Origin of the sequence: Arthrobacter sp. 2MCAF15 (assembly GCF_052115605.1) — a bacterium.
Lineage (GTDB): Bacteria > Actinomycetota > Actinomycetes > Actinomycetales > Micrococcaceae > Arthrobacter.
On the sequence record NZ_JBFRGZ010000007.1, the window covers coordinates 38301 to 59279 of the forward strand.

The 20979-nt window shown below is 67.4% G+C and carries 23 protein-coding genes; 10 read left to right on the forward strand and 13 right to left on the reverse strand.

Features of this window, described 5'->3' with window-relative positions; genetic code table 11:
• Position 1: 1 nt before the first annotated feature.
• On the reverse strand, positions 2 to 1267 hold the full coding sequence (locus AB4089_RS09905) for a Gfo/Idh/MocA family protein (protein WP_441409118.1): 1266 nt from the start codon (positions 1265 to 1267) through the stop codon (positions 2 to 4).
• A 171-nt stretch (positions 1268 to 1438) separates the two neighbouring features.
• On the opposite strand from AB4089_RS09905, the gene AB4089_RS09910 reads away from it, so the two are divergent.
• From AB4089_RS09910 to galK, 6 genes are all read left to right on the forward strand, one after another.
• Positions 1439 to 2395, forward strand: coding sequence for a carbohydrate ABC transporter permease (locus AB4089_RS09910; protein WP_441409119.1), 957 nt, complete (start codon positions 1439 to 1441; stop codon positions 2393 to 2395).
• A gap of 11 nt (positions 2396 to 2406) precedes the next feature.
• Entirely contained in the window at positions 2407 to 3333 is a 927-nt protein-coding gene (locus AB4089_RS09915; RefSeq protein WP_441409120.1) for a carbohydrate ABC transporter permease, read from the forward strand.
• Between the two features lie 52 nt (positions 3334 to 3385).
• Positions 3386 to 4759 (forward strand): ABC transporter substrate-binding protein, encoded by a 1374-nt coding sequence (locus AB4089_RS09920; RefSeq protein WP_441409121.1) that lies wholly within the window; start codon positions 3386 to 3388, stop codon positions 4757 to 4759.
• A gap of 124 nt (positions 4760 to 4883) precedes the next feature.
• Positions 4884 to 7049, forward strand: a complete 2166-nt coding sequence (locus tag AB4089_RS09925; protein WP_441409122.1) for an alpha-galactosidase — start codon at positions 4884 to 4886, stop codon at positions 7047 to 7049.
• A 30-nt stretch (positions 7050 to 7079) separates the two neighbouring features.
• Positions 7080 to 8219, forward strand: a complete 1140-nt coding sequence (gene galT / locus AB4089_RS09930; RefSeq protein WP_441409123.1) for a galactose-1-phosphate uridylyltransferase — start codon at positions 7080 to 7082, stop codon at positions 8217 to 8219.
• A complete protein-coding gene (galK, locus tag AB4089_RS09935; RefSeq protein ID WP_441409124.1) occupies positions 8216 to 9388 on the forward strand; it encodes a galactokinase in 1173 nt (390 codons plus the stop codon). Before galT ends, galK begins: the two co-directional genes overlap by 4 nt.
• A gap of 8 nt (positions 9389 to 9396) precedes the next feature.
• On the opposite strand, the gene AB4089_RS09940 is transcribed toward galK, so the two are convergent.
• The 10 genes from AB4089_RS09940 to AB4089_RS09985 form a co-directional block, all read right to left on the reverse strand.
• Entirely contained in the window at positions 9397 to 10443 is a 1047-nt protein-coding gene (locus AB4089_RS09940; RefSeq protein WP_441409125.1) for a HoxN/HupN/NixA family nickel/cobalt transporter, read from the reverse strand.
• Positions 10443 to 11273, reverse strand: a complete 831-nt coding sequence (locus AB4089_RS09945) for an urease accessory protein UreD (protein ID WP_441409237.1) — start codon at positions 11271 to 11273, stop codon at positions 10443 to 10445. The genes AB4089_RS09940 and AB4089_RS09945 overlap by 1 nt, the downstream gene beginning before the upstream one ends.
• A gap of 134 nt (positions 11274 to 11407) precedes the next feature.
• A complete protein-coding gene (ureG, locus tag AB4089_RS09950) occupies positions 11408 to 12025 on the reverse strand; it encodes an urease accessory protein UreG (protein WP_441409126.1) in 618 nt (205 codons plus the stop codon).
• A 47-nt stretch (positions 12026 to 12072) separates the two neighbouring features.
• Entirely contained in the window at positions 12073 to 12738 is a 666-nt protein-coding gene (locus tag AB4089_RS09955) for an urease accessory protein UreF (protein WP_441409127.1), read from the reverse strand.
• 168 nt (positions 12739 to 12906) lie between these two features.
• On the reverse strand, positions 12907 to 13389 hold the full coding sequence (gene ureE, locus AB4089_RS09960; RefSeq protein ID WP_441409128.1) for an urease accessory protein UreE: 483 nt from the start codon (positions 13387 to 13389) through the stop codon (positions 12907 to 12909).
• 19 nt (positions 13390 to 13408) lie between these two features.
• A complete protein-coding gene (ureC, locus tag AB4089_RS09965; RefSeq protein WP_441409129.1) occupies positions 13409 to 15178 on the reverse strand; it encodes an urease subunit alpha in 1770 nt (589 codons plus the stop codon).
• Positions 15175 to 15570 (reverse strand): urease subunit beta, encoded by a 396-nt coding sequence (locus AB4089_RS09970; RefSeq protein WP_441409130.1) that lies wholly within the window; start codon positions 15568 to 15570, stop codon positions 15175 to 15177. Before AB4089_RS09970 ends, ureC begins: the two co-directional genes overlap by 4 nt.
• A gap of 9 nt (positions 15571 to 15579) precedes the next feature.
• Entirely contained in the window at positions 15580 to 15882 is a 303-nt protein-coding gene (locus tag AB4089_RS09975; protein WP_441409131.1) for an urease subunit gamma, read from the reverse strand.
• A gap of 204 nt (positions 15883 to 16086) precedes the next feature.
• Complete coding sequence (locus AB4089_RS09980) at positions 16087 to 16653, reverse strand: DUF805 domain-containing protein (RefSeq protein ID WP_441409132.1); 567 nt, start codon at positions 16651 to 16653, stop codon at positions 16087 to 16089.
• Between the two features lie 349 nt (positions 16654 to 17002).
• A complete protein-coding gene (locus AB4089_RS09985; protein WP_441409133.1) occupies positions 17003 to 17323 on the reverse strand; it encodes a DUF6221 family protein in 321 nt (106 codons plus the stop codon).
• A 97-nt stretch (positions 17324 to 17420) separates the two neighbouring features.
• On the opposite strand from AB4089_RS09985, the gene AB4089_RS09990 reads away from it, so the two are divergent.
• On the forward strand, positions 17421 to 17756 hold the full coding sequence (locus AB4089_RS09990; protein ID WP_441409134.1) for a hypothetical protein: 336 nt from the start codon (positions 17421 to 17423) through the stop codon (positions 17754 to 17756).
• 34 nt (positions 17757 to 17790) lie between these two features.
• On the opposite strand, the gene AB4089_RS09995 is transcribed toward AB4089_RS09990, so the two are convergent.
• Positions 17791 to 18534, reverse strand: coding sequence for a LysR family substrate-binding domain-containing protein (locus AB4089_RS09995; RefSeq protein WP_441409135.1), 744 nt, complete (start codon positions 18532 to 18534; stop codon positions 17791 to 17793).
• A 102-nt stretch (positions 18535 to 18636) separates the two neighbouring features.
• On the opposite strand from AB4089_RS09995, the gene AB4089_RS10000 reads away from it, so the two are divergent.
• Together AB4089_RS10000 and AB4089_RS10005 are read left to right on the forward strand one after the other, a co-directional pair.
• On the forward strand, positions 18637 to 19041 hold the full coding sequence (locus AB4089_RS10000) for a DUF5997 family protein (protein WP_441409136.1): 405 nt from the start codon (positions 18637 to 18639) through the stop codon (positions 19039 to 19041).
• A 140-nt stretch (positions 19042 to 19181) separates the two neighbouring features.
• Positions 19182 to 19790, forward strand: a complete 609-nt coding sequence (locus AB4089_RS10005) for an NADPH-dependent FMN reductase (protein WP_441409137.1) — start codon at positions 19182 to 19184, stop codon at positions 19788 to 19790.
• Between the two features lie 42 nt (positions 19791 to 19832).
• Here AB4089_RS10005 and AB4089_RS10010 read toward each other — a convergent pair whose 3' ends face one another.
• Positions 19833 to 20210: a VOC family protein gene (locus tag AB4089_RS10010; protein ID WP_441409138.1), complete on the reverse strand. Its 378-nt coding sequence runs from the start codon at positions 20208 to 20210 to the stop codon at positions 19833 to 19835.
• 131 nt (positions 20211 to 20341) lie between these two features.
• Here AB4089_RS10010 and AB4089_RS10015 point away from each other — a divergent pair, with 131 nt between their 5' ends.
• Entirely contained in the window at positions 20342 to 20977 is a 636-nt protein-coding gene (locus AB4089_RS10015; protein ID WP_441409139.1) for a hypothetical protein, read from the forward strand.
• The last annotated feature ends 2 nt before the right edge of the window (positions 20978 to 20979 follow it).

The following is a 20979-nucleotide window of genomic DNA, read 5'->3' on the forward strand; positions in this document are numbered from 1 at the left end:
GCTACCGCCGGACTTCCCGGGCCAAGCCTTCCCCGTCTGACGCTTCGCGGCCGGATCCCGGCGCGGGCAGCCGCTCCGGGGCGTCGCCGTGGTCCGGCACGGGCAACCGCTCCCCGCCGCGGAGGGCGGACTCGTGCGCCACGATTCCCGGGAGGGTGTAGCGGGCGGCTTCCCAGGCGTTCACCGGCGGCAGCGTTCCCGTGTCGACGGCAGTGGCGAAATCGTCCACCAGGAAGTGGTGGCTGCCTTCGTGCCCGTTGTGAAGTCCGCGGAACTCGGCGGGAAGCCGGCCGGAGTCGTGCACGGGCGCCAGGCCGGAGCTGAAGGCGTCCCGCAGGGCCGGTGCGACGTCGGCCAGCGCCGGATCGTCAGCAGCAAGCGTGGCCCCGGTGGCCAGTTCGGCGCTGACATCGGTCACGGACTCCCTGTCCTGCCAGACACTGACCGTGGCCAGCTGCTCGAAGCTGGCTTCGGTGCCGAAGTACCGGAAGCGGCTTTCGCGCAGGTGGGAGGGGTAGCCGACGCGGCGCATCTCGTTGATGCGCATGGACCCGCCGGTTGAGAGTTCGAACAGCGCGGTGGCGTTGGAGAAGTCGTTGCCGAACATGCTGACGTCCTTGTCGAACACGCCGTCGCCGCGCTCGTCGGGGACGCCGATGCAGCTGACGCTGACGGCGTGGCCGCCGATTGCGCCCAGCACGCCGCCGGTGGAATGGGTCGGGTACAGCATGGGCGGGTAGCTGGCGGTGCGCTTCCAGTCCTCCCCGCCGCTGTACTGGTAGGCCTCGTAGAAGCCCAGGTCCATGTCGTGCACATAGTCGCCCTCGGCGTAGAAAATGCGGCCGAACGCGCCTTCGGCCCTGCGTTTGCGGGCGTACACCGTGGCGGGGTTGTAGTAGCTCGTCTCGCCCATCATGTAGGTCAGCCCCGTCTCGCGGACGGCGTCGATGATCCGGGCGATCTCGTCCTCGCTGATGGCCATCGGCACCGCCGAGTAGACATGCTTGCCGGCGCGGAGCGCCTGCAGCACCAGCGGCCCGTGCGTCCAGCGCTGGGTGAAGATCGCCACGGCGTCCACGCCGCCGTCGAGCATGGCCTCGAAGCTGGGATAGGTCCCGGCCAGGCCCAGCCGCTCCCGGAGGGCATCGGCCCGTTCCGGCAGGACGTCGGTGACGTGGACTTCTGAAATTGCGGGGTGGGCGTCGAAGAGTTTGGCGAATGCGCCTGCGAACTGGCCGGCGCCAACAATGCCTAGTGAGAACGTCATGCACGCAAGTTTCACACCAGTTTCTACTCGAGTCAATAGCTGGTGGTGGGGGAATGTTTTTCGCCCGGAAACATTAAGGAAACGGTTGCGCATTGGAAAGTTACTCGTGTAGATTCATGCCTCAGTTGTAATCCACGTCACAGCATCCACGTAACTGCGGAGGAACCACAAATGACCACCACAACTGCCCGCGGAGCCGCCCCGGCCCGCAAGGCGACCGGTACGGGAACGGGCAATGCTGCCCCCCGCCGCCGTCGCCGCCCCCGGACCGACCTGAAGGTTGCCCTGCTCTTCATCGCCCCGGCGATGCTCGGCTTCGTGGTGTTCTACCTTGTGCCGAGCATCCGGGGCCTCTACCTGAGCTTCACCGAATACAACATCCTCGGCACGCCAAAGTGGATCGGCGGCGCCAACTATGCGGCCATCGCCAAGGACCCCCTGTTCTGGAACGCGCTGGGCGTCACCACCCAGTACGTCCTGATCAACATCGTGCTGCAGACGGTCCTGGCCCTGGGCCTGGCCCTCCTGATGCACCGGGTCGCCAAATCGACCTTTATCCGCGGCAGCCTGCTGCTGCCCTACCTGATGGCAAACGTCATCGCCGCGCTCCTGTGGTTCTGGCTGCTGGACTACCAGATCGGCATCGTGAACAACCTCATCGACGCCGTCGGCCTGCCCCGCGTCGCCTTCTTCGGCAGCGAGGAATGGGCCATCCCCACCCAGGCCCTGATCAATACGTGGCGCCACATGGGCTACACGGCCCTGCTGATCTTCGCCGGCCTCCAGGCCATCCCCCAGGGCTTGTATGAGGTCGCCAACCTGGACGGCGCCTCACCCCTCCAGACTTTCTGGAAGATCACCATGCCGCTGCTCCGGCCCGTCGTCGTACTCGTCCTGATCGTCACCGTCATCGGCTCGTTCCAGGTCTTCGACACCGTCGCCGTCACCACGCAGGGCGGCCCCATCAACGCCAGCCGCGTCCTGCAGTACTACATCTATCAGCGGGCCTTCACGGAGTCTGACTTCGGTTACGGTTCGGCCCTCGCTGTCATCCTCTTCGTCATCCTCGCCCTGGTGGCCTTCATCCAGATGAAGTTCCTCAAGGGCAACGAGTCGGACCTGGACTAAGGAGTCCCAGCATGACTACTGCCACTTCAGCCATTCCCGCCAAGTCCCGCCGAATCACCGGCCGCCGCTTCAACTGGCGGCGCGCCGGAGCCTGGGCCCTCGTGGTCCTCGCCGTCGCCGTCTCGGTACTGCCCTTCTACTGGGTGCTGCGCACCTCGCTGTCCACCAACAGCGCCCTGGCTTCCAACGCCTCGAACCTGCTGCCGGCCGACTTCAACCTTGGTGCGTACAAGCGGGTCTTCGGCCTCCAGAGCGCCCAGGAGGCCATGGCGGAGGGAGGCTCCGGCGCCAAGATCGACTTCTGGATCTACCTGCGCAACACCGTGATCTTCGCCGGCATCACCACCGCCGGCGCCGTCTTCTTCAGCGCCATGGCCGCCTACGCCTTCTCCCGCCTGCGCTGGCGCGGCCGCAACGCCGTGTTCAGCCTGTTCCTGGCCACCATGATGGTGCCGCCGATCTTCACCGCGCTGCCCAACTTCCTGCTGATCAAGAACCTTGGCCTCCTGAACACGATGCTCGGGATGGTGCTGCCCTACCTCTTCATGACCCCGTTCGCGATCTTCTTCCTGCGGCAGTTCTTCCTGAACATGTCCCGGGAAGTGGAAGAGGCTGCCATGCTCGACGGCGCCAAGCACGTGCGCATCTTCTTCCAGATTGTGCTGCCAAACGCCGCGGCTCCGCTCGCCACCCTGGCGCTGCTGACCTTCATTGGGCAGTGGAACGAATACTTCTGGCCGCTGCTGGTCGGCAACCAGGAAAACGTCCGAGTGCTGACCGTCGGCCTGGGCGTCTTCAAGTCCCAGTCACCCCAGGGTGCCCCCGACTGGTCCGGCCTCATGGCCGCCACGCTCATCTCGGCCGTGCCGGTCCTGCTGCTCTTCATCGCCTTCGGCAAGAAGATCGTCAACTCCATCGGCTTCTCCGGCATCAAATAATCCCCCACCCAAAAGCCCACCCCAGATACACCGTCCCGAAAGGACCCCCAGCATGAACAAGAAAGCATCCGGCAAGAAGGCAGTCGGCGCCCTCGCCGCCGCGGCCGCCGCTGTCCTCGCCCTCTCCGCCTGCGGAAGCGGCGGAGGCGCCTCGGCCGCCTCCGGCGAGGAAGCCAAGGGCGAGATCAGCTACTGGCTCTGGGACGCCAACCAGCTCCCGGCGTACCAGCAGTGCGCCGATGACTTCCACACGGCCAACCCGGACATCACCGTCAAGATCACCCAGCGCGGCTGGGACGACTACTGGAGCACCCTGACCAACGGCTTCGTCGCAGGCACCGCCCCGGACGTCTTCACCGACCACCTGGCCAAGTACCCCGAATTCGCCAAGACCGGACAGCTCCTGGCCCTGGACGACGCCGTCGCGAACGATCACGTCAACCTCACCCAGTACAACAAGGGCCTCGCCGATCTCTGGGTGGGCGAGGACGGCAAGCGCTACGGCCTGCCCAAGGACTGGGACACGATCTCCCTCTTCTACAACAAGAAGCTCACCGCCGACGCCGGAGTCACCGATGAACAGATGAAGGGCCTGAGCTGGAACGCGCAGGACGGCGGCACTTATGAAAAGGCGATCGCGCACCTGACCGTGGACAAGAACGGCAAGCGCGGCGACGAGGCCGGCTTCGACAAGACCAAGGTCGCCGTCTACGGTCTCGGCCTGAACAGCTCCGGCTCCGGCCAGGGCCAAACCGAGTGGAGCTACCTGACCGGCACCACCGGATGGACCCACACGGACAAGAATCCCTGGGGCACCCACTTCAACTACGATGACCCCAAGTTCCAGGATTCCATCGCCTGGTTCGCCAGCATGGCGGAGAAGGGTTACATGCCCAAGCTCGAAACCACCGTCGGTGCGAGCATGGCGGACACCTTCGCCGCCGGCAAGTCTGTCATCAACGCCCACGGCTCGTGGATGATCGGCCAGTACACCGGCTACAAGGGAGTCGACGTCGGAATCGCGCCGACCCCCACCGGCCCCGACGGCAAGCGGTCCTCCATGTTCAATGGCCTGGCCGACTCCGTGTGGTCCGGGACGAAGAAGCCCGTTGCTGCCGTGAAGTTCGCCGAGTACCTGGGCTCCGCCGCGTGCCAGGATGTCGTGGCTTCCAAGGCCGTGGTCTTCCCCGCGATCACAACCTCCTCGGACAAGGCCGAAGCCGCCTTCAAGGCCAAGGGCGTGGACGTGACCCCCTTCACCCAGCAGGTCAAGGAAGACACCACGTTCCTGTTCCCGATCGCCGACAAGGCGGCCAAGGTGGACGGCATCATGAAGCCGGCCATGGACGCCGTGGTCTCCGGCAAGCAGCCGGCCAGCTCCCTCTCGCAGGCCAACGACCAGGTCAACTCACTTTTCAACAAGTAAGCCTGTTCAACGAGTACGCCTCTGAAGCCACAGCCGCCGGCAACCGCGGCGCCCGGTGCGCGGGGTTCCCAGCCGGGATCCCGCGCACCAGCACCTGACTTCCGCACTACTGAAAGTGAATCCCATGCACCCCGTGCACCTGCGTTCTGCCGGCACCAGCCTCCTGCTGGCCTTCGACTCCGGCGAGGCCGAGATCGTCCACTGGGGCGCCGACCTCGGCGAACACCTCCCCGATCTGGCGATCCTCCGGGGGCCCGTCCCCCACTCCGCCCTCGACATCCCCGTCACCGCCGGGCTGCTTCCGCAGGCCTCCTCCGGCTGGGCCGGACGCCCGGGCCTCCGCGGGCACCGGACCACCGACGGCGGCCCCGGCCAGGACTTCTCGCCGGCCCTGCGGGTGGTTTCCGCCCAGGTGCAGGACGGCGGCCGCGGGGTACTGATCATCCACCGGGATTCCGAGGCCGGACTGGACGTCAGCTCCGAGCTCACCCTCCACCCCGGCGGCCTCCTGGAACTGGCCCACACGCTGACCAACAGCGGCACGGCCGAATACCAGCTCGAGGAACTGGCCACGGTGCTGCCGGTGCCGCGGGACGCCACGGAACTGCTCGACCTCACCGGACGCTGGTGCCGCGAAAACCACCCGCAGCGGCACGCCGTCCAGCAGGGAACCTGGGTCCGCACCGGCCGGCACGGCCGGACCGGCCACGATTCCTCGCTGCTGGTGGCAGCCGGGACCGCCGGCTTCTCCAACCGCCGGGGACAGGTGTGGGCCACGCATTTAGGCTGGAGCGGCAACCACGAACAGTACCTCGACAGCCTCACCGACGGCCGGCGGATGCTCGGCGCCACGGAGCTGCTCGGCTCCGGCGAAGTGGTGCTCCACCCCGGCGGCAGCTACCGCACGCCGTCGCTCTTTGCCGCCTACTCCGGCCAGGGACTGGACGGCATCACCGAGGCCTTCTACGACTGGTTCCGCGCCCGCCCGCAGCACGTGGACACCACCTCCGGGCGGCTGCGCCCCRTGGTGCTCAACACCTGGGAAGCGGTCTACTTTGACCACCGCCTCGAACCCCTGCTGGAACTCGCCGAATCGGCCGCCGGGCTCGGCGTCGAACGCTTCGTCCTCGACGACGGCTGGTTCCGCGGCCGCCGCGACGACCACGCCGGCCTGGGCGACTGGTTCGTCGACGAGGGTCTGTGGCCCGGAGGCCTCACGCCGCTGATCGACGCCGTCACCGGGCACGGCATGGAGTTTGGCCTGTGGGTGGAGCCGGAGATGGTCAACCTGGACTCCGACGTCGCCCGCGAGAACCCGGAGTGGATCGTGGGCCCGTCGGCGCTTTCCTACAAGGACGGCGGCCGGCTCCCGCACACCTGGCGCAACCAGCACGTCCTGGACCTCGCCAACCCGGAGGCCTGGCAGTACATCTACGGCCGCCTCGACGCCCTGCTGCGCGAAAACAACATCGCCTACCTCAAATGGGACCAGAACCGCGACCTCACCGAGCACGGCCGCGGCGGCAGCCCGTCCGTCCACGAGCAGACGCTCGCGGCCTACCGGCTCTTCGACGCGCTCAAGACAGCACACCCGGACGTGGAGATCGAAAGCTGCTCCTCGGGCGGGGCACGCGTGGACCTCGGCATCCTGCAACGCACCGACCGTGTGTGGGCCTCGGACTGCAACGACGCCCTGGAACGCCAGACCATCCAGCGCTGGACCCAGGCCATCCTCCCGCCGGAACTCGTCGGGGCGCATATCGGACCGACCACCTCGCACACCACGGCACGCACCCACGACATCTCCTTCCGCGCCATCACCGCACTCTTCGGACACTTCGGCATGGAGTGGGACATCCGCGCGGCCACGGACGAGGAGCGGGCCACGCTGCGCCGCGTGATTGCGCTGTACAAGCGCCACCGCGCCCTGATCCACTCGGGCAAGCGGGTAAACGCGGATACCGCGGAGCCCACCTTGAGTGTCCACGGCGTGGTCGCCCACGACGCCGGCGAGGCCCTGTTCGCTGCCGTGTCCCTGGCGTCCTCCCCGACTGAGGTCCCCGGACTGGCCTCGCTGCCGGGCCTTGACCCGAAGCGGAGCTACCGCGTCCGGGCCGAACTGCCCACGCCCCTCGACGGCGACTACGCGCACACCTTCACCCAGATCCAGCCGCCGGCCTGGCTGGAAGACGGGGCCGTTGCCACCGGCGCCTTCCTCCAGCACGTCGGCCTGCCCCTGCCGGTCCTGAACCCGGAGCATGCCCTGCTCCTGCACGTCCAGGCCCTCTGACCGCCCGGCTCCACCCCCTGAAGGAACCCCATGACCAGCATCATCAGCCGCAGCGACGCCCCGGCGTCGGTGTCCGCGGTCACCAGTACGCGGCTCGCCGACGGGCGCGAACTCTTGTATTTCGACGACACCGACCGTCCCCGGCGGCGCCCGTCCAAGGACCGCCGCGAACTCCCCGAACGCGGACCCGCCGGGGAAATCCGGTACGACGCGCTGACCGGGGACTGGGTGGCGGTCGCCGCCCACCGACAACACCGGACCCACCTGCCGCCGGCGGACGAGTGCCCGCTGTGCCCGAGCACCGAGGCGCGTCCCTCGGAGATCCCGGCGGCGGATTACGACGTCGCCGTGTTTGAAAACCGCTTCCCCTCGCTCGGCCCGGAATTCGCCGCTGCCCCGGCAGCGCCGGGCTGGGGAACCCGCGGAATCGCCGGCGGCCGGTGCGAAGTCGTGGCGTTCACGCCCGAGCACACCGGAACGTTCGCCGCGCTCAGCAGCCGGCGCGTGCGCACCGTGATCGACGCCTGGGCGCACCGGACCGAGGCGCTCAGTGCGCTGCCGGGCGTGGCGCAGGTGTTCTGCTTCGAGAACCGCGGCCAGGACATCGGCGTGACACTGCACCACCCGCACGGCCAGATTTACGCCTACCCCTATGTCACCCCCCGGGCCGCGGTGATGGCCTCGGCCGCCGGGCGGTTCCACGAGGCGGCGGGCGGCACGGCCACCCTGACCGGGACCATCTTGGCGGGCGAACGCGCCGACGGCGCCCGGATGGTGGTGGAGGGCGAATTCTTTAGCGCGTATGTCCCGTTCGCGGCCCGCTGGCCGTTGGAAATCCACGTGGTTCCGCACCGCCAGGTTCCGGACCTGGCGGCGCTGACCGGCGCCGAGCGTGACGAGCTTGCCGTCCTGTATCCGGACCTCCTGGGCCGCTTTGACGCGCTCTACGGCAGCCCGACGCCGTACATCAGCGCCTGGCACCAGGCCCCCGTTGACCCGGTCCTGCGCCGGTCCGGCTACCTGCACCTGCAGCTCACCTCGCCCCGGCGGGCCGCCAACAAACTCAAGTTCCTGGCCGGCTCCGAGGCCGCCATGGGCGCCTTCATCAACGACACCACGCCCGAAGAAGTCGCCGCACGGCTCCGGGACGCCAGGACAGGAACGGCATGACCACCACCAACAGCACACGGACGGCACCGGCGGAGGCGCTGACCGGAGCCTTCGCCAGGCATTTCGGCCGCCGCCCCGACGGCGTGTGGCAGGCGCCGGGGCGGGTCAACCTGATCGGCGAGCACACCGACTACAACGAGGGCCTCGTCCTGCCGTTCGCCATCGACCGCAGCACCACCGTGGCCCTGGCAGCCCGGCCGGACCGCACCGTGCGGCTGGCCTCCGCGTTCCCGGGCGCCGAACCGGTCGAATTCGATCTCGACACGTTAAGCCCGGACCAGGCCGCGGGCTGGTCCGCCTATCCGGCCGGGGTGGCCTGGGAACTGGAACGCGCCGGCACCACGGTCCCTGGCTTTGACCTGTTCGTGTCCTCCGATGTGCCGGTCGGGGCCGGGCTGTCCTCCTCCGCCGCCCTGGAGTGCGCCGTGGCCCTGGCCCTGTCAGATCTCACCGGGGCAGGCCTGGGCCGCCCCGAATTGGCGGACATCGGCCGGCGTGCCGAAAACAATGTGGTCGGTGCGCCCACGGGCATCATGGACCAGTCGGCCTCGATGCTCGGCACCAGGGATTGCGCCGTCTACCTGGACTGCCGGGACCTCAGCTCCCGCGCTGTGCCGCTTGGCCTGGCGGAGGCCGGGCTTCTCTGCCTGGTCATTGACACCAAGGTTTCGCACGCCCATGCCAGCGGCGGGTATGCCGAGCGCCGGGCCTCGTGCGTCCGGGGTGCGCGGGAAATGGGAGTGGGCGCCCTTCGGGATCTCGGCGCCCAACACCTGCCCAGGGCTGAGCGCATCCTCGACGACGTGACCTTCCGCCGGGTCCGGCACATCGTTACCGAGAACGAACGGGTCGCCCGGACCGCGGAACTGCTCGGGACCCGCGGGCCGCTGGCCATCGGGGAACTGCTGGACGCCAGCCACCGCTCCATGCGGGACGACTTCGAGATCTCCTGCCCCGAATTGAACCTGGCCGTTGAGGCCGCCCGCGCCAACGGCGCGATCGGTGCACGGATGACAGGTGGCGGATTCGGCGGCTCGGCCATCGCCCTGGTTCCCGTGGACGACGCCGATCGGGCCAGGTCCGCGGTTCTTGCCGGCTTCATCGCCCGCGGGCTGCTGACTCCGGACGTGTTCGCCGTCCTTCCGGCAGAGGGGGCGAGGCGGCTGTAATCAGCGCCCTAGCGGGCACGCGCGGATGTCCGTCCGTGCAACGCGGCGGCGGCCCAGGCGGACATCAGCAGCGCCACCAGCAGCAGGCCGGCGTCGCCCAGGTCCACGGACCCGAACCAACTGGTCAGGGGGTCTCCGAGGCCGAACACCTCATGCAGGGCCCCGCCCAGGGTGAGGACCGCAATGAAGAGGGCGGACACGGCAGAAATGCCCGTGATGGCGGCATTGAAGCCGAGTTTGCGCCGCGGATCCGTCAGGGCAGAGCGGTACATCCGCATCATGGCCACGCCGTTGACGGTGTCGCACAGCGTCATGGCGGCGGTGAACGCCAGCGGAAGCGCCATCAGGGCAAGCGGTGAGACGCCGGCCAGTGATGCCGCCGTCGCCATGACCAACAGCCCGATCGTGGTGGCGGTGTCGAAGCCCAGTCCGAAGAGGAATCCGATCACGAAGATGTTCCGCGGATGCCGGACCCGGGCCAGCGGACGCGCGAGCAGCCGGGCCACCAGGCCCCTCGCGGCCAGATCCTCGTCGGTGATCGAGGCACCATCGCGTGCACTGCGGTAAATCTTCAGCGTCCGGAGGAACGCCGAACCGTTGAAAGCGCCCATGGCCAGCAGGAACAGCCCCGACACGCCGCTGCCGATGATCCGCAGCAGCAGGTTTCCGGCAGTCCCCTCCTCCATGAAGCTGCCCACCAGCGAGGCCCCCGCCACCACGAGCACCCCGGCGAGAACCACCACGGAGCTGTGGCCAAGGCTGAACGCGAAGCCCACGCTGACCGGATCGCGGAGCTCGGCCGCGAACTTCCGGGTGGAGTTGTCGATCGCGGCGAGGTGGTCCCAGTCGTAGCTGTGCTTCACTCCGGCCAGGTATGCCGTCAGCACCAGCCCGACCCCCAGCGGCTGTCCGCCGCCGGCCGCAGTGGAGCCGAGGAGCACGACGGCGGCAGCATGCAGCGCAGCCACCGCACCGAAGGTCACCAGGAGCCGCGTCCGCAGCGGCAGGTGCGCCCGCCGGCGGTACACGGCCGCCATCTGCCCGATCGTGGCCATCAGTATTTCCTCAAATCCAGCTGCTCCTGGCCGTACCAGCGCTTCCGCAGCAAGGTGGTGGCTGCTCCCGCAACCCGCCTCAGTTCTTCCGTGCTGTTCGAGAGCGACCTCATCACCAGCCCGGCCGTTCCCAGCATGCTGGCGGTGAGCGAAATGCCGGTATGGGCACCGTAACCGGCCGTGATCCCGTGCAGTTCATCGGCAAGTTCCTGGTCCACCCGCGGGTCCACGACAATCAGTGACCCCAGATGGCTGTATCCCTCCATGAACGCCATGCCGGTGACATCGGCCAGGGAAGGGCGGAGGAGCACGTTGTCCAGGACCAGCAGCCCGGCCGCTTCCCCGGATTCGACCCGGATCTCGGTCCGCAGCCGCAGCTCCTCGTAGCGGAACGAGGCCCCGTCCGGCGACCACCCGGGCGTCACAATCTCGGCCATGATCAGGCTCGACGACGGCCGCACCGTCACGTGGGTATTCTGCCGGTAGCTGGCCTCCCGGTAGGCGATCAGCTGGTCCGGGGCGAGCTCCAAACGCGCCCCCTCCCCCAGCCGCAGCCGCATCCGCTGCTCGGCAAAGGATCCCGGGGTCCGGTAGATCTTGGTGGCCGACTGCGTAGCGAGCAGCAGCCCCGCCCCGTCCGCCACCTCCACATCAATCACGAAGAGGTCGGCCCCCAAATAGGCCCCGCCCGGGTTCACCAGCACATAACAAACCTGCCCGGACTCATCCAGGTAATGCGGCCGCAAAATCCTTAAAGCCCCGCGATGGTACTGTTGCGTGGCCACCGAACGTCCTGCCCGATCGGCGACCAAAAGCTCAAGGTGACCCATCACGGGCCGATCAGCGGACGCGGGTGAAGGGGGCCGCGGCGTGGCGGGCACCGCGGAGCGGGCACGGCCCCCTTCACCCGCGGGCGCCGGCCCAGGTGAGACAGCCGCCTGGGACTGAATGGCCGCCGTCGTGCTCATGACGCCAGGTCGAGCATCAGGACTTCGCGCCGCACCCATTCGATGACGCGTTCCAGGCCTTCGTCGGTCTTGAGGTTCGTGAAGCAGAACGGCTTCTCGCCCCTGAATTCGCGGGAGTCCCGTTCCATGACGGAGAGGTCCGCGCCGACGTGGGGCGCCAGGTCGGTCTTGTTGATGATGAAGAGATCGGACTTGATCATGCCCTGGCCGGCCTTGCGCGGGATTTTCTCCCCCTGGGCCACGTCGATGATGTAGATGGAGAAGTCCACCAGCTCGGGACTGAACGTCGCGGAGAGGTTGTCGCCGCCGGATTCGACAAAGATCACCTGCAGGTCCGGGTGCCGCTTCTTCAGCTCCTCGATGGCCGCCGTGTTCATGGAGGTGTCCTCGCGGATGGCCGTGTGTGGGCAGCCGCCGGTTTCGACGCCGATGATCCGGTCCAGCGGCAGGATCCCGTTGGCGGCGAGGATATTGGCGTCCTCGATCGTGTAGATGTCGTTGGTGATGGCCGCCATGGAGATGGCACGGCTCATGTGGCGGGTGAGGCGCTCCACGAGCTGGGTTTTGCCGGCACCCACCGGGCCGCCGATGCCGATGATGATGGGCTCAGACATATTCTTCTCCAGACATATTTCTCGTCAGCATTTCTTCTAAAGTTCTGCTAGCTCATGAACATGCGGGCGCGCTGGCGTTCGTGCCGCATCTGCGAAATTTCGAGTCCGGGGCTGACGGCCCCAAAGTCGTCGGGCGTGAGGTGGCCGACCCGCTCGGCGGCGGCAGCGACGCCGTCGGCCGCCTTCCGCAGGAGCCGCTGGCCGGCGTTCTGTCCCAGCGGAATGGCCCGGACCGCGTTCTGCGTCAGGGACGTGACCGTCGCGAACAAGTAGGCAACCAGGGCCTCGGGGAGCGGCGCATCCAGGGAACGGGCGATCACGGCGAACGCCAGCGGCTGGTGCCCGGCAGCCCGGCCGGAAGCCACCAGCTCCCTGTATTCGGCCAATGCCGGGGACGGGAAGATCTCGGACCCGATCTCCAGCAGCCGTCCGCCCATCTTGATACTCGCCTCGCGCACTTGCCGGGGCAGCAACTGAGCGCTCAACAACTCATCCAGCTCAGCAACAGCAGCGCCCTCATAGAGAAACCGGATGGCCAGGGCGTCCGAGTAAGTCAGTTGCTGCGAAATGAACGCCGCCAACCAAACCCCAAAGCTCGCCTCATCCCGCACCAGCCCCCGCTCCACATAAGTCTCAAACCCAAGCGAGTGAGCAAAAGCCCCGGTAGGAAGCGCAGAATCGGTGAGCTGCTGCAACGCCAACTGATAAGTCATGATCGCCTCCCCCAAAAGCGCGAAGCTGGGAAGGGGGCTGCGGTGTGGTGGGCACCGCGGTGGGCCCACTGCCGCGAGGGCCCCGACCCGAGCTTGCGAGAGTTGGGAGCGGCTGGGGACGGGCACAGCCCCCTTCCCAGCGGAGCGCCCAGCGCGGCGGCAGCGGAGCTAGTGGCTATGTTCAGCATGGCGGAAGGGGACGGGCATCACGCGCTCCTGGCGGTCGTAGGGCGCTCCGACGTGTTTGAGATAGTCCTCCACGGTGTGGTCGTACTGGCACACCATCACCTCGGCCCCGTACTCCGAAGCGGCGTCGAAGAACTGGGCCTGCAAATGCCGGTTGCCCAGGCTGTGCGCCACCACTCCCATCTCGTGGATGGAGCGCGGGGCGATCACCAGGACGTCGGTGGGCAGCACGGAGATCACGATCATGTTGCTCCCGGCCACGTGCAGGATGTCGCCGTCGCGCAGGTCTGAAGCAGCGGAGGGGAGCCTGATGCCCAGCTCTTTGCCGTGGTCGGTGGTGACGCGCTGGATGCGCTTGACCAGCTGGGCGCTGGGCAGCACCACCTTTTCCCGGTGGAGCCCGGCATACGGGTCCGGCCCGGGCGGAAGGTCGTGCGTGTTGCCGAGGACCTTTTCGATGATCATGTTCGTCTCCTCTGGATCCCTAGAAAAGGAAATAGCGCTGGGCCATGGGCAGCACGTCCGACGGTTCGCATGTGACGTCCTCGCCGTCGACGCTCACCTGATACGTTTCCGGGTCCACCTCAATGTCCGGGGTGGCGCCGTTGTATTTGAGGTCCGCCTTCGTGAGGTTTCGGATGCCGGACACCGGCCGGATCACCTTTTCCAGGCCGAGCTCGTCCGGGACCCCGGCGTCGATGGCGGCCTGGGAGAGGAAGGTGATGGAGGACTGCTGCAGGGCCTTGCCGTAGGCAGCGAACATCGGCCGCATGGTGCGCGGCTGGGGTGTGGGAATGGAGGCGTTGGCGTCGCCCATGAGGGCGTAGGCAATCTGGCCGCCCTTGAGCACCAGCTCAGGCTTCACCCCGAAGAACGCCGGGTCCCAGAGCACCAGGTCGGCGAACTTTCCGACCTCCACCGAGCCGATCGAGTCCGCCATGCCCTGCGCGATGGCCGGGTTGATGGTGTATTTCGCCACGTACCGCTTGAGCCGGAAGTTATCGCTCTCCGCCCCCTGCCCGGCAGCGGCGCCGTGCACGCCCCGGTCGGGGTCTTTGAGCACACCGCGCTGTTTCTTCATTTTGTCCGCCACCTGCCAGGTGCGGATGATCACTTCGCCCACGCGGCCCATGGCCTGGGAGTCCGAGGACGTGATCGCGAAGATGCCAAGGTCCTGGAGGACGTCCTCGGCCGCGATGGTCTCGGCGCGGATCCGGGAGTCGGCGAACGCCACGTCCTCCGGGATGTCCGGGTTCAGGTGGTGGCAGACCATGAGCATGTCCAGGTGCTCTTCGATCGTGTTGCGCGTGTACGGCAGCGTGGGGTTGGTGGACGCCGGCAGGACGTTGGGCAGCCCGGCGATCTTGATGATGTCCGGCGCGTGCCCTCCGCCGGCGCCCTCGGTGTGGAAGGTGTGGATCACGCGGCCGTCGATCGCGCGGATGGTGTCCTCCACGAAGCCGCACTCGTTCAGGGTGTCGGTGTGGATGGCCACCTGGACGTCGTATTCGTCCGCGACCTTCAGGGAGGTGTCGATCGAGGACGCGGTGGATCCCCAGTCTTCGTGGACTTTCAGTCCGATCGCGCCGGCGCGGATCTGTTCGGCGAGCGGTTCGACGGCGGAGGCATGGCCCTTGCCAAAAAGGCCGATGTTAATAGGGAGTCCTTCGGCGGCCTGCAGCATCCGCTGGATGTGCCATTTGCCGGGGGTAACGGTGGTGGCCTTGGTGCCTTCGGCGGGGCCGGTGCCGCCGCCCACCATGGTGGTCACGCCGCTGCACAGGGCGGCGGTGACCTGGTCCGGCGAGATGAAGTGGATGTGGGAGTCCACCCCGCCGGCCGTCAGGATTTTCCGCTCACCGGCAATGATTTCGGTGCTCGCGCCGATCACGATGTCCACGCCGTCGGTGATCTGCGGGTTGCCGGCCTTGCCGATCCGGAAGATGTGGCCGTCCCGGAGCGCGACGTCGGCCTTGTAGATGCCGGTGTAGTCAAGGACGACGACGTTGGTGATCACGGTGTCCGGAACTCCGCCGCCGGAACCAGTACTGCCGTTCCCGTCCCGGGTCAGCTGGCCGTTCTGGCCCATGCCGTCGCGGATCACTTTGCCGCCGCCGAACACCACTTCCTCGCCGTAGACGGTGAGGTCCTTCTCGATCTCGAGGAACAGATCGGTGTCGGCCAGGCGGATGGCGTCGCCCGTCGTCGGCCCGTAGAGGTCTGCGTATTGTCTGCGGGATAGCTCGAAACTCACTGCGCGTCACCTTTCCCTTCGGAAACACGGGGGTCGGAAACGTGTAGGTCGGAAACACGGCGTCCGGTCTCGCGGAGTCCGGTCTCGTGGAGTGGTCCGTTGACGGCGTTGCTGAGCCCGTACACTTCCCGGCTGCCCGCGAGTTCTATCAGCCGGACGGTCCTGCTGTCCCCCGGTTCGAACCGTGCGGCCGTGCCGGCCGGGATGTCCAGGCGTCGGCCATAGGCGGTCTGCCGGTCAAAGTGCAGTGCCGGGTTCGCCTCGGCGAAGTGATAGTGCGAGCCAACCTGGACTGGGCGGTCACCCGTGTTGGTCACGGCGACCTCCACTGCCTCACGCCCGGCGTTGATCAGCAGCGGAGTGGCGCTGAGGACGTATTCTCCCGGAATCATCGAAGCTCCCTAGCGGATGGGGTCGTGGACGGTAACGAGCTTGGTGCCGTCCGGGAAGGTGGCCTCGACCTGGACGTCGTGGATCATTTCCGGCACGCCCTCCATGACGTCGTCGCGGCCAAGGAGGGTGGTTCCGTAGCTCATGAGGTCCGCCACGGTCCGGCCATCCCGGGCGCCCTCGATCAGTTCGTAGCTGATGACGGCGACGGCCTCGGGGAAGTTCAGCTCCAGGCCGCGGGCCTGGCGACGGCGGGCGAGGTCCGCCGCGACCACGATCATGAGCTTTTCCTGCTCGCGGGGCAAGAGGTGCATGACGGAATCCCTTCAAGAACCGCACCGGCGGGCGGACCGCAGATGCCGCGGTGTGACCAGCGTAGGCCGCGGAGATTTCCTGCAGGTTTCCGGCGTCACATTTGTCGGCTTCTCGTGGCTGGTGGCGCTCAACTGAGCCGCCGGCATCAGGACGCAGAAGGGCCACCGGAGCGTACCGCCCCGGTGGCCCGTTGACCTGCGCGCCTACCAGGTCGGTTGGTCGAACCGCTGACCTTCCGGCTTGGAACCCGTCGCCATGAAGATGACGAGCAGGATAGGGCCGACGAGCGGGATCAGGATCAGGAGGTACATCCAGCCGCTCATGTTCGTGTCGTGGAGGCGCCGGACGCACAACGCCAGGGACGGGACGAAGATGGCCAGGGTCAGGACGATGTACAGGATGAGAACGACCCAATACCCGGGACCCGGGACGGTGGTGCCGTTGGGTCCCAGCTTCGCGCCGGCCGAGCCGGCTACGGCCATCACGATGTTCATGACGATGCCCGCCAGCGCGGACACGAGCGTCCACCACCAGTATTCGCTCCGGCTCGCCCGGCCTGAGAACGTTGCGTATTTCTTGAAGAACCTGGACACGGCCTCCGGCAGGGAGGCGCCATAGAGGGGTGCCCAGAGCGGCACCGGCCCGGACACCGCGCCCAGGTACGCCGGCGCGCCGTACGGGTTGGACGCCCACCCCGGGTTCTGCCGGGGCTGCTCGCTCGGCCACTGCTGCCGGCCGGTGTCCTGCGGGAACTTATGCGGATCTGACATGTCGCTCTCTTTCAATGGACGGCTATAGCGGCGTCGGTTGCGGCTGGATCGATGAACTACGGGTCGTTACTGAACTGCGGGTCTCGACTGCACTGCGGGTCTCTACTGCTGCTTTCCTGACTCTGCGGTGCCGGGGCAGGCCTGGGCGCGCTTGACCTGCCAGAAAGCGGTTTTGTGCGATGGTTTCCCCCATTTTCCGGGGCACCACAGGAGGCCCCGGGTGCCATGGTAGCGGCGATACGTCGCCTGCGGCAGGGGTGAGGAAGGATTGTTTTCGCAGGTCAGGGCAGGAAAATAGGCGGCCAGGTTGCAGCCGGGTCTGCTTCGAGTGGAAGAAAGCCGAAGACCGCTATCCCGTGATCCGCCACCGGGACTGGAATTCGGGGTGGTCCGCGTACGGCAGGGCCAGGGTGTGCAGGGACTGCGTGGTCCAGTCAATGACGTCCGGCACCCAGCCGGCGTCGGCGGGCTCCTGGCTGACCAGGGCTGCCAGCACGGACTGGCGGGCGGATTCGATGATGCCGATGAGCTGGCGCTTGGCCTCACACTCGCGGAGCAGGCGGCGTTCATACCACTCACCGGAGACGGCAAGCGTGGGGTCGCCGAGCAGTTTCAGTGCGGCAGCTTCGTCTTCTTTAATGCGTGCGGTCAAGAACTCGACGATGTCCACGAACCGAGCCTATGCGCGCCTGTGCTCACACGGCTATGCCTAGGGTTTCCCCTCTTTCCGGGATCCCGGCACCAACCGTGCTTGTTAGGGTGGATGAATGAAACGACGTCTCGCCACTCTTGCCGCTGCCACCGCGTTGATCGCCCTGAGCGGCTGTGGCCAGGTGCAGGGCGCCGCCGAAAAGGCCGTCAACGACGGGGCATCCCAGGTTGCTGCGGCGGCTGGCAGTGAAGTGAAAAAACAGGCCTGCGCCCTCGTGAAGGACGGCCTCGTCAGCGTCAAGGACAAGGAACTGCTGGGCGGCCTGGTTGCCGGCGCGGAAACCGCCGGCACACCCGCTGAGATCACCACGCCACTGCGCCAGATTGCCGATTCCGGAGACCAGGTTCCGGCCGAATCCGTCAAGGCCCTTCAGGACGCCTGCGCCAAGTAGCGGCCACGGCAACGGGGGGACCTCCGCGTATCCCCTAGCGTTTGCCCTTTTTCCGTGATCCTTTGCCACGGCCCTTGTCCGGGTTCGGCGCGTAACGCTGCGCCACCTTGGGCTTCTTGGTGGCAGATCCCGTGCCGCGCCGGTCCGGCTTGGGCTCCCGCTTGGGTTTCTCCTGCTGCGCCGAGGGCTGGCGGGAGCTCGCCGCGGTGCGCCCGCGGACAATCCCGATGAATTCCTCGATCACCTCGTCCGTGGCGTCGCTGGGCCAGGCCAGGGCGATCTCCGTGCCGGGCGCACCCGTGAGCTTCCGGGCCACAGTGTCCTTGACGTTGAAGTGCCGGGCCACGGACATCGGCAGGATCACCAGTCCGGCACCGGACGCCACCACCTGCAGGGCCATCGCAGGGCCGCCGAGCTCCTGCACATCAAGGAAGGTCTCCTTGGACAGATCCGCCAGGTCCACTTCCTCGAACACGGTGACCTCGTGCCCCTTGGGTACCACCACCACAGGCTGTTCCTCGTAGAGCGGGATGACACTCAGGCCCTCGCGGTCCACGGGGAGCCGGACGAAACTCAGGTCCGCCGAGCCGTCGCGGAGCACGGCGAGCTGCGCGCCGTCGTCGGACATGAAAGAGTGCAGCGGCACGTCCGGCATCCGTTCCTCCCAGCGCCGGATCCATTTTCCGGGGGTCACACCGGCAACGTACGCAAAGCGCAGCTCGCGGACCTCGGGCTCGGACGGTGTGGCGTTTTCGGGGGTTTCTTCTGCGGCGGACACACGTTCACAGTACCGCCACCGCCGTCGTACGGCTCTGTTGCACGGAGTCCGCATGGTGCCGGTGTGGTGCCTTGCGGCTTTGTGGCCGGATACCCTTGAACCATGACCTCTGCAAACTCCCAGTCCATGAAGCCGGCCACCGTTGCCAAGAAGCTTGGCATCTACCTGCCGGCGACACCCCAGGAGTTCCAGGATTCGGCCATCACCCGCGCTGACTTCGCCGAGCTCCAGGCCAACCCGCCGGAGTGGCTCGTGGAACTGCGCCGCAACGGCCCCCACCCGCGGCCCGTGGTGGCGCAGAAGCTCAACGTCTCCATCAGCGGCCTGGCCCGCGGCGGCGTTGAGGAAGCGCTGACGACGGCGGAAATCACCGCGCTGCTCCAGGCTCCCCCGGCCTGGCTGGTTACCGAGCGCTCCACCCACGCCGCCGTCCGCGCCGAGGCCCAGCGGGTCAAGGACGAGGCCGCCAAGAAGGACGCCAAGAAAGCCCGCGCCAAGGCCGAATAGCGGCACCCGGCTCCTTCCGGCACCTATTTTCATCCCGCGGACGCAGGGCTATGCTCGCGGAATGAGTCGGGTCCGCCGGCCCGACCGCCTCTGTATCCCAATCCACCAGCCTCCGGCGGAGCACCGGGAAGGAACAGGCCATGGCCTACAAGATCGGGTATTTTGTCGGGAGCCTCTCCAGCACTTCCATCAACCGCACGCTGTCCAAGGCCCTGATCCGGCTGGCACCCGCGGAGCTGGAGTTCACGGAGATCCCCATCAAGGACCTGCAGTTGTACAGCCCGGATTTCGATGCAGCCTTTCCGCCCGAAGGTCAGGCCCTCAAGGACGCCGTTGCCGCCTCCGACGGCATCCTGTTCGTCTCCCCTGAATACAACCGGTCCATCCCGGGGGCGCTCAAGAACGCCATCGACTGGGGATCCCGGCCCTGGGGCACCAATTCCTTCGCGCGCAAGCCCACCGGGATCATCGGCGCTTCCCCCGGCGGCATCGGCACCGCCGTGATGCAGTCCTCGTTCCGGAGCGTGCTGAGCTTCCTTGATGCGCCGCAGCTCAATGCGCCGGAGGCCTACATCCGCTTCACCCCGGAGGTCTACGGCGAGGACGGCGAGGTCAAGGACGAGGCAACAGCCAAGTTGCTGGGCCACTACATGGAGGAATATGCCTCCTTCGTCGCGCGCGTCCTGGCCGCCAACGCACCTGGCCACATCGGCGACGAGCACCCGGACAAGGACAAAGTAAACCGCTAGGCCCTGGGTCCGGTGTGGCGCCGGGTGCGGCCAGGCCCGCGTCTAGTCCTGGTGCAGCTGCACGAAGTTCCCGCAGCCGTCATCCATCACCACGGACGTCCCGCCGGGCCCCTCGGACGGCTCGCCCTGGAACATCACGCCCTTGGCAGCCAACCGGTCATATTCGGCCCGCACATCCGGCACGCCAAACACGACCGCCGGGATTCCGGCGTCGTGCAGTCCGTTCATGTACGTCGCCCCGATCGGGTTGTCACTGGGCTCCAGCAGCAGCCCGGCGCCACCGGCGCCGCCTGGATCCTTGACGATGAAGAGGTTGTGCTCCGGCATCGCCATCAGGGTCTCGAAACCCAGAATGCCGGTATAGAACTCATAGGCCGAGGCGGGATCCTTGACGTGAATACTGCACATTTTCAGTCGCATGGCCCCTAGGCTACGCCGGGACGCTCCGTGACGGAACGTCCCGCGCGGGGCATTGACGGCCCCGCCGCAAGGGATTCCAATGGAACTAGCGGAACAGCGCCCGCCCGGGATGGTTCCGCCGGAGGTGTGCAATGACGTCGCTTTCAGACTCCGGAGCCCTTGCGGTCTGGCAGTTCCTCGCCCTCGCCGTCCTCGTCGTCGGGGCGGCGTTCATCTCGGTCTACTTCGCCCGCAAACACCTGGCGGCTCAAGACGGACCGTCAGAGGGCGCGGACGGCGCGTTTTGGGACGTGTTCGCCGGACTCGCCGTCGTTGTGCCCGCCATCGTCCTTGCATCCTTCACGTGGCCCTGGGCCGGCCTGGCGCTCGGAATGCTGGCCGGCGGCGCAGCCCTGGCGGCTCTGGCCGCTGCACCCCGGCTGCTCCGCCGGCAAAAAACCCGCCGGGCCAGCCGCGAGACCCAACTCCTGAACGCGGCGGCGGCCGCACGGCACCGGAACGCCCTCGCCCGGTGGCAGCGCTACGAACTGGATCCGCGGTTTTCGATTGACTACCCCGCCATGATCGATACCCGGCGCCCGGAAACTGCCGCGCTGATCCGGGCAATCAAGGCCGCCGAGCGTCTGGGCAGCTCAACGGACCGCCCGTGTTCGGATGCCGCCTACGCCCCGGCCGTGGACCGGCTGGAACATGCCCTGGCTGAGGCTGAACGTGCGGCCGGCGTCAACCCCGCAGCGCTGCCTGGCCCGGACCGCGCGCACAACTGATT

What these genes read in the sequence shown, in the direction of transcription:
- AB4089_RS09920 (WP_441409121.1), top strand. Translation starts at nt 3,386, where the DNA reads ATGAACAAGAAAGCATCCGGCAAGAAGGCAGTCGGCGCCCTCGCCGCC.
- galK (WP_441409124.1), top strand. Translation starts at nt 8,216, where the DNA reads ATGACCACCACCAACAGCACACGGACGGCACCGGCGGAGGCGCTGACC.
- ureG (WP_441409126.1), bottom strand. Translation starts at nt 12,025, where the DNA reads ATGTCTGAGCCCATCATCATCGGCATCGGCGGCCCGGTGGGTGCCGGC.
- AB4089_RS09955 (WP_441409127.1), bottom strand. Translation starts at nt 12,738, where the DNA reads ATGACTTATCAGTTGGCGTTGCAGCAGCTCACCGATTCTGCGCTTCCT.
- AB4089_RS09940 (WP_441409125.1), bottom strand. Translation starts at nt 10,443, where the DNA reads ATGGCCACGATCGGGCAGATGGCGGCCGTGTACCGCCGGCGGGCGCAC.
- AB4089_RS09970 (WP_441409130.1), bottom strand. Translation starts at nt 15,570, where the DNA reads ATGATTCCGGGAGAATACGTCCTCAGCGCCACTCCGCTGCTGATCAAC.
- AB4089_RS09980 (WP_441409132.1), bottom strand. Translation starts at nt 16,653, where the DNA reads ATGTCAGATCCGCATAAGTTCCCGCAGGACACCGGCCGGCAGCAGTGG.
- AB4089_RS09905 (WP_441409118.1), bottom strand. Translation starts at nt 1,267, where the DNA reads ATGACGTTCTCACTAGGCATTGTTGGCGCCGGCCAGTTCGCAGGCGCA.
- AB4089_RS09915 (WP_441409120.1), top strand. Translation starts at nt 2,407, where the DNA reads ATGACTACTGCCACTTCAGCCATTCCCGCCAAGTCCCGCCGAATCACC.
- AB4089_RS09945 (WP_441409237.1), bottom strand. Translation starts at nt 11,273, where the DNA reads ATGGGTCACCTTGAGCTTTTGGTCGCCGATCGGGCAGGACGTTCGGTG.
- ureE (WP_441409128.1), bottom strand. Translation starts at nt 13,389, where the DNA reads ATGATCATCGAAAAGGTCCTCGGCAACACGCACGACCTTCCGCCCGGG.
- AB4089_RS09990 (WP_441409134.1), top strand. Translation starts at nt 17,421, where the DNA reads ATGAAACGACGTCTCGCCACTCTTGCCGCTGCCACCGCGTTGATCGCC.
- galT (WP_441409123.1), top strand. Translation starts at nt 7,080, where the DNA reads ATGACCAGCATCATCAGCCGCAGCGACGCCCCGGCGTCGGTGTCCGCG.
- AB4089_RS10015 (WP_441409139.1), top strand. Translation starts at nt 20,342, where the DNA reads ATGACGTCGCTTTCAGACTCCGGAGCCCTTGCGGTCTGGCAGTTCCTC.
- AB4089_RS10005 (WP_441409137.1), top strand. Translation starts at nt 19,182, where the DNA reads ATGGCCTACAAGATCGGGTATTTTGTCGGGAGCCTCTCCAGCACTTCC.
- AB4089_RS10000 (WP_441409136.1), top strand. Translation starts at nt 18,637, where the DNA reads ATGACCTCTGCAAACTCCCAGTCCATGAAGCCGGCCACCGTTGCCAAG.
- AB4089_RS09910 (WP_441409119.1), top strand. Translation starts at nt 1,439, where the DNA reads ATGACCACCACAACTGCCCGCGGAGCCGCCCCGGCCCGCAAGGCGACC.
- AB4089_RS10010 (WP_441409138.1), bottom strand. Translation starts at nt 20,210, where the DNA reads ATGCGACTGAAAATGTGCAGTATTCACGTCAAGGATCCCGCCTCGGCC.
- AB4089_RS09975 (WP_441409131.1), bottom strand. Translation starts at nt 15,882, where the DNA reads ATGCACCTCTTGCCCCGCGAGCAGGAAAAGCTCATGATCGTGGTCGCG.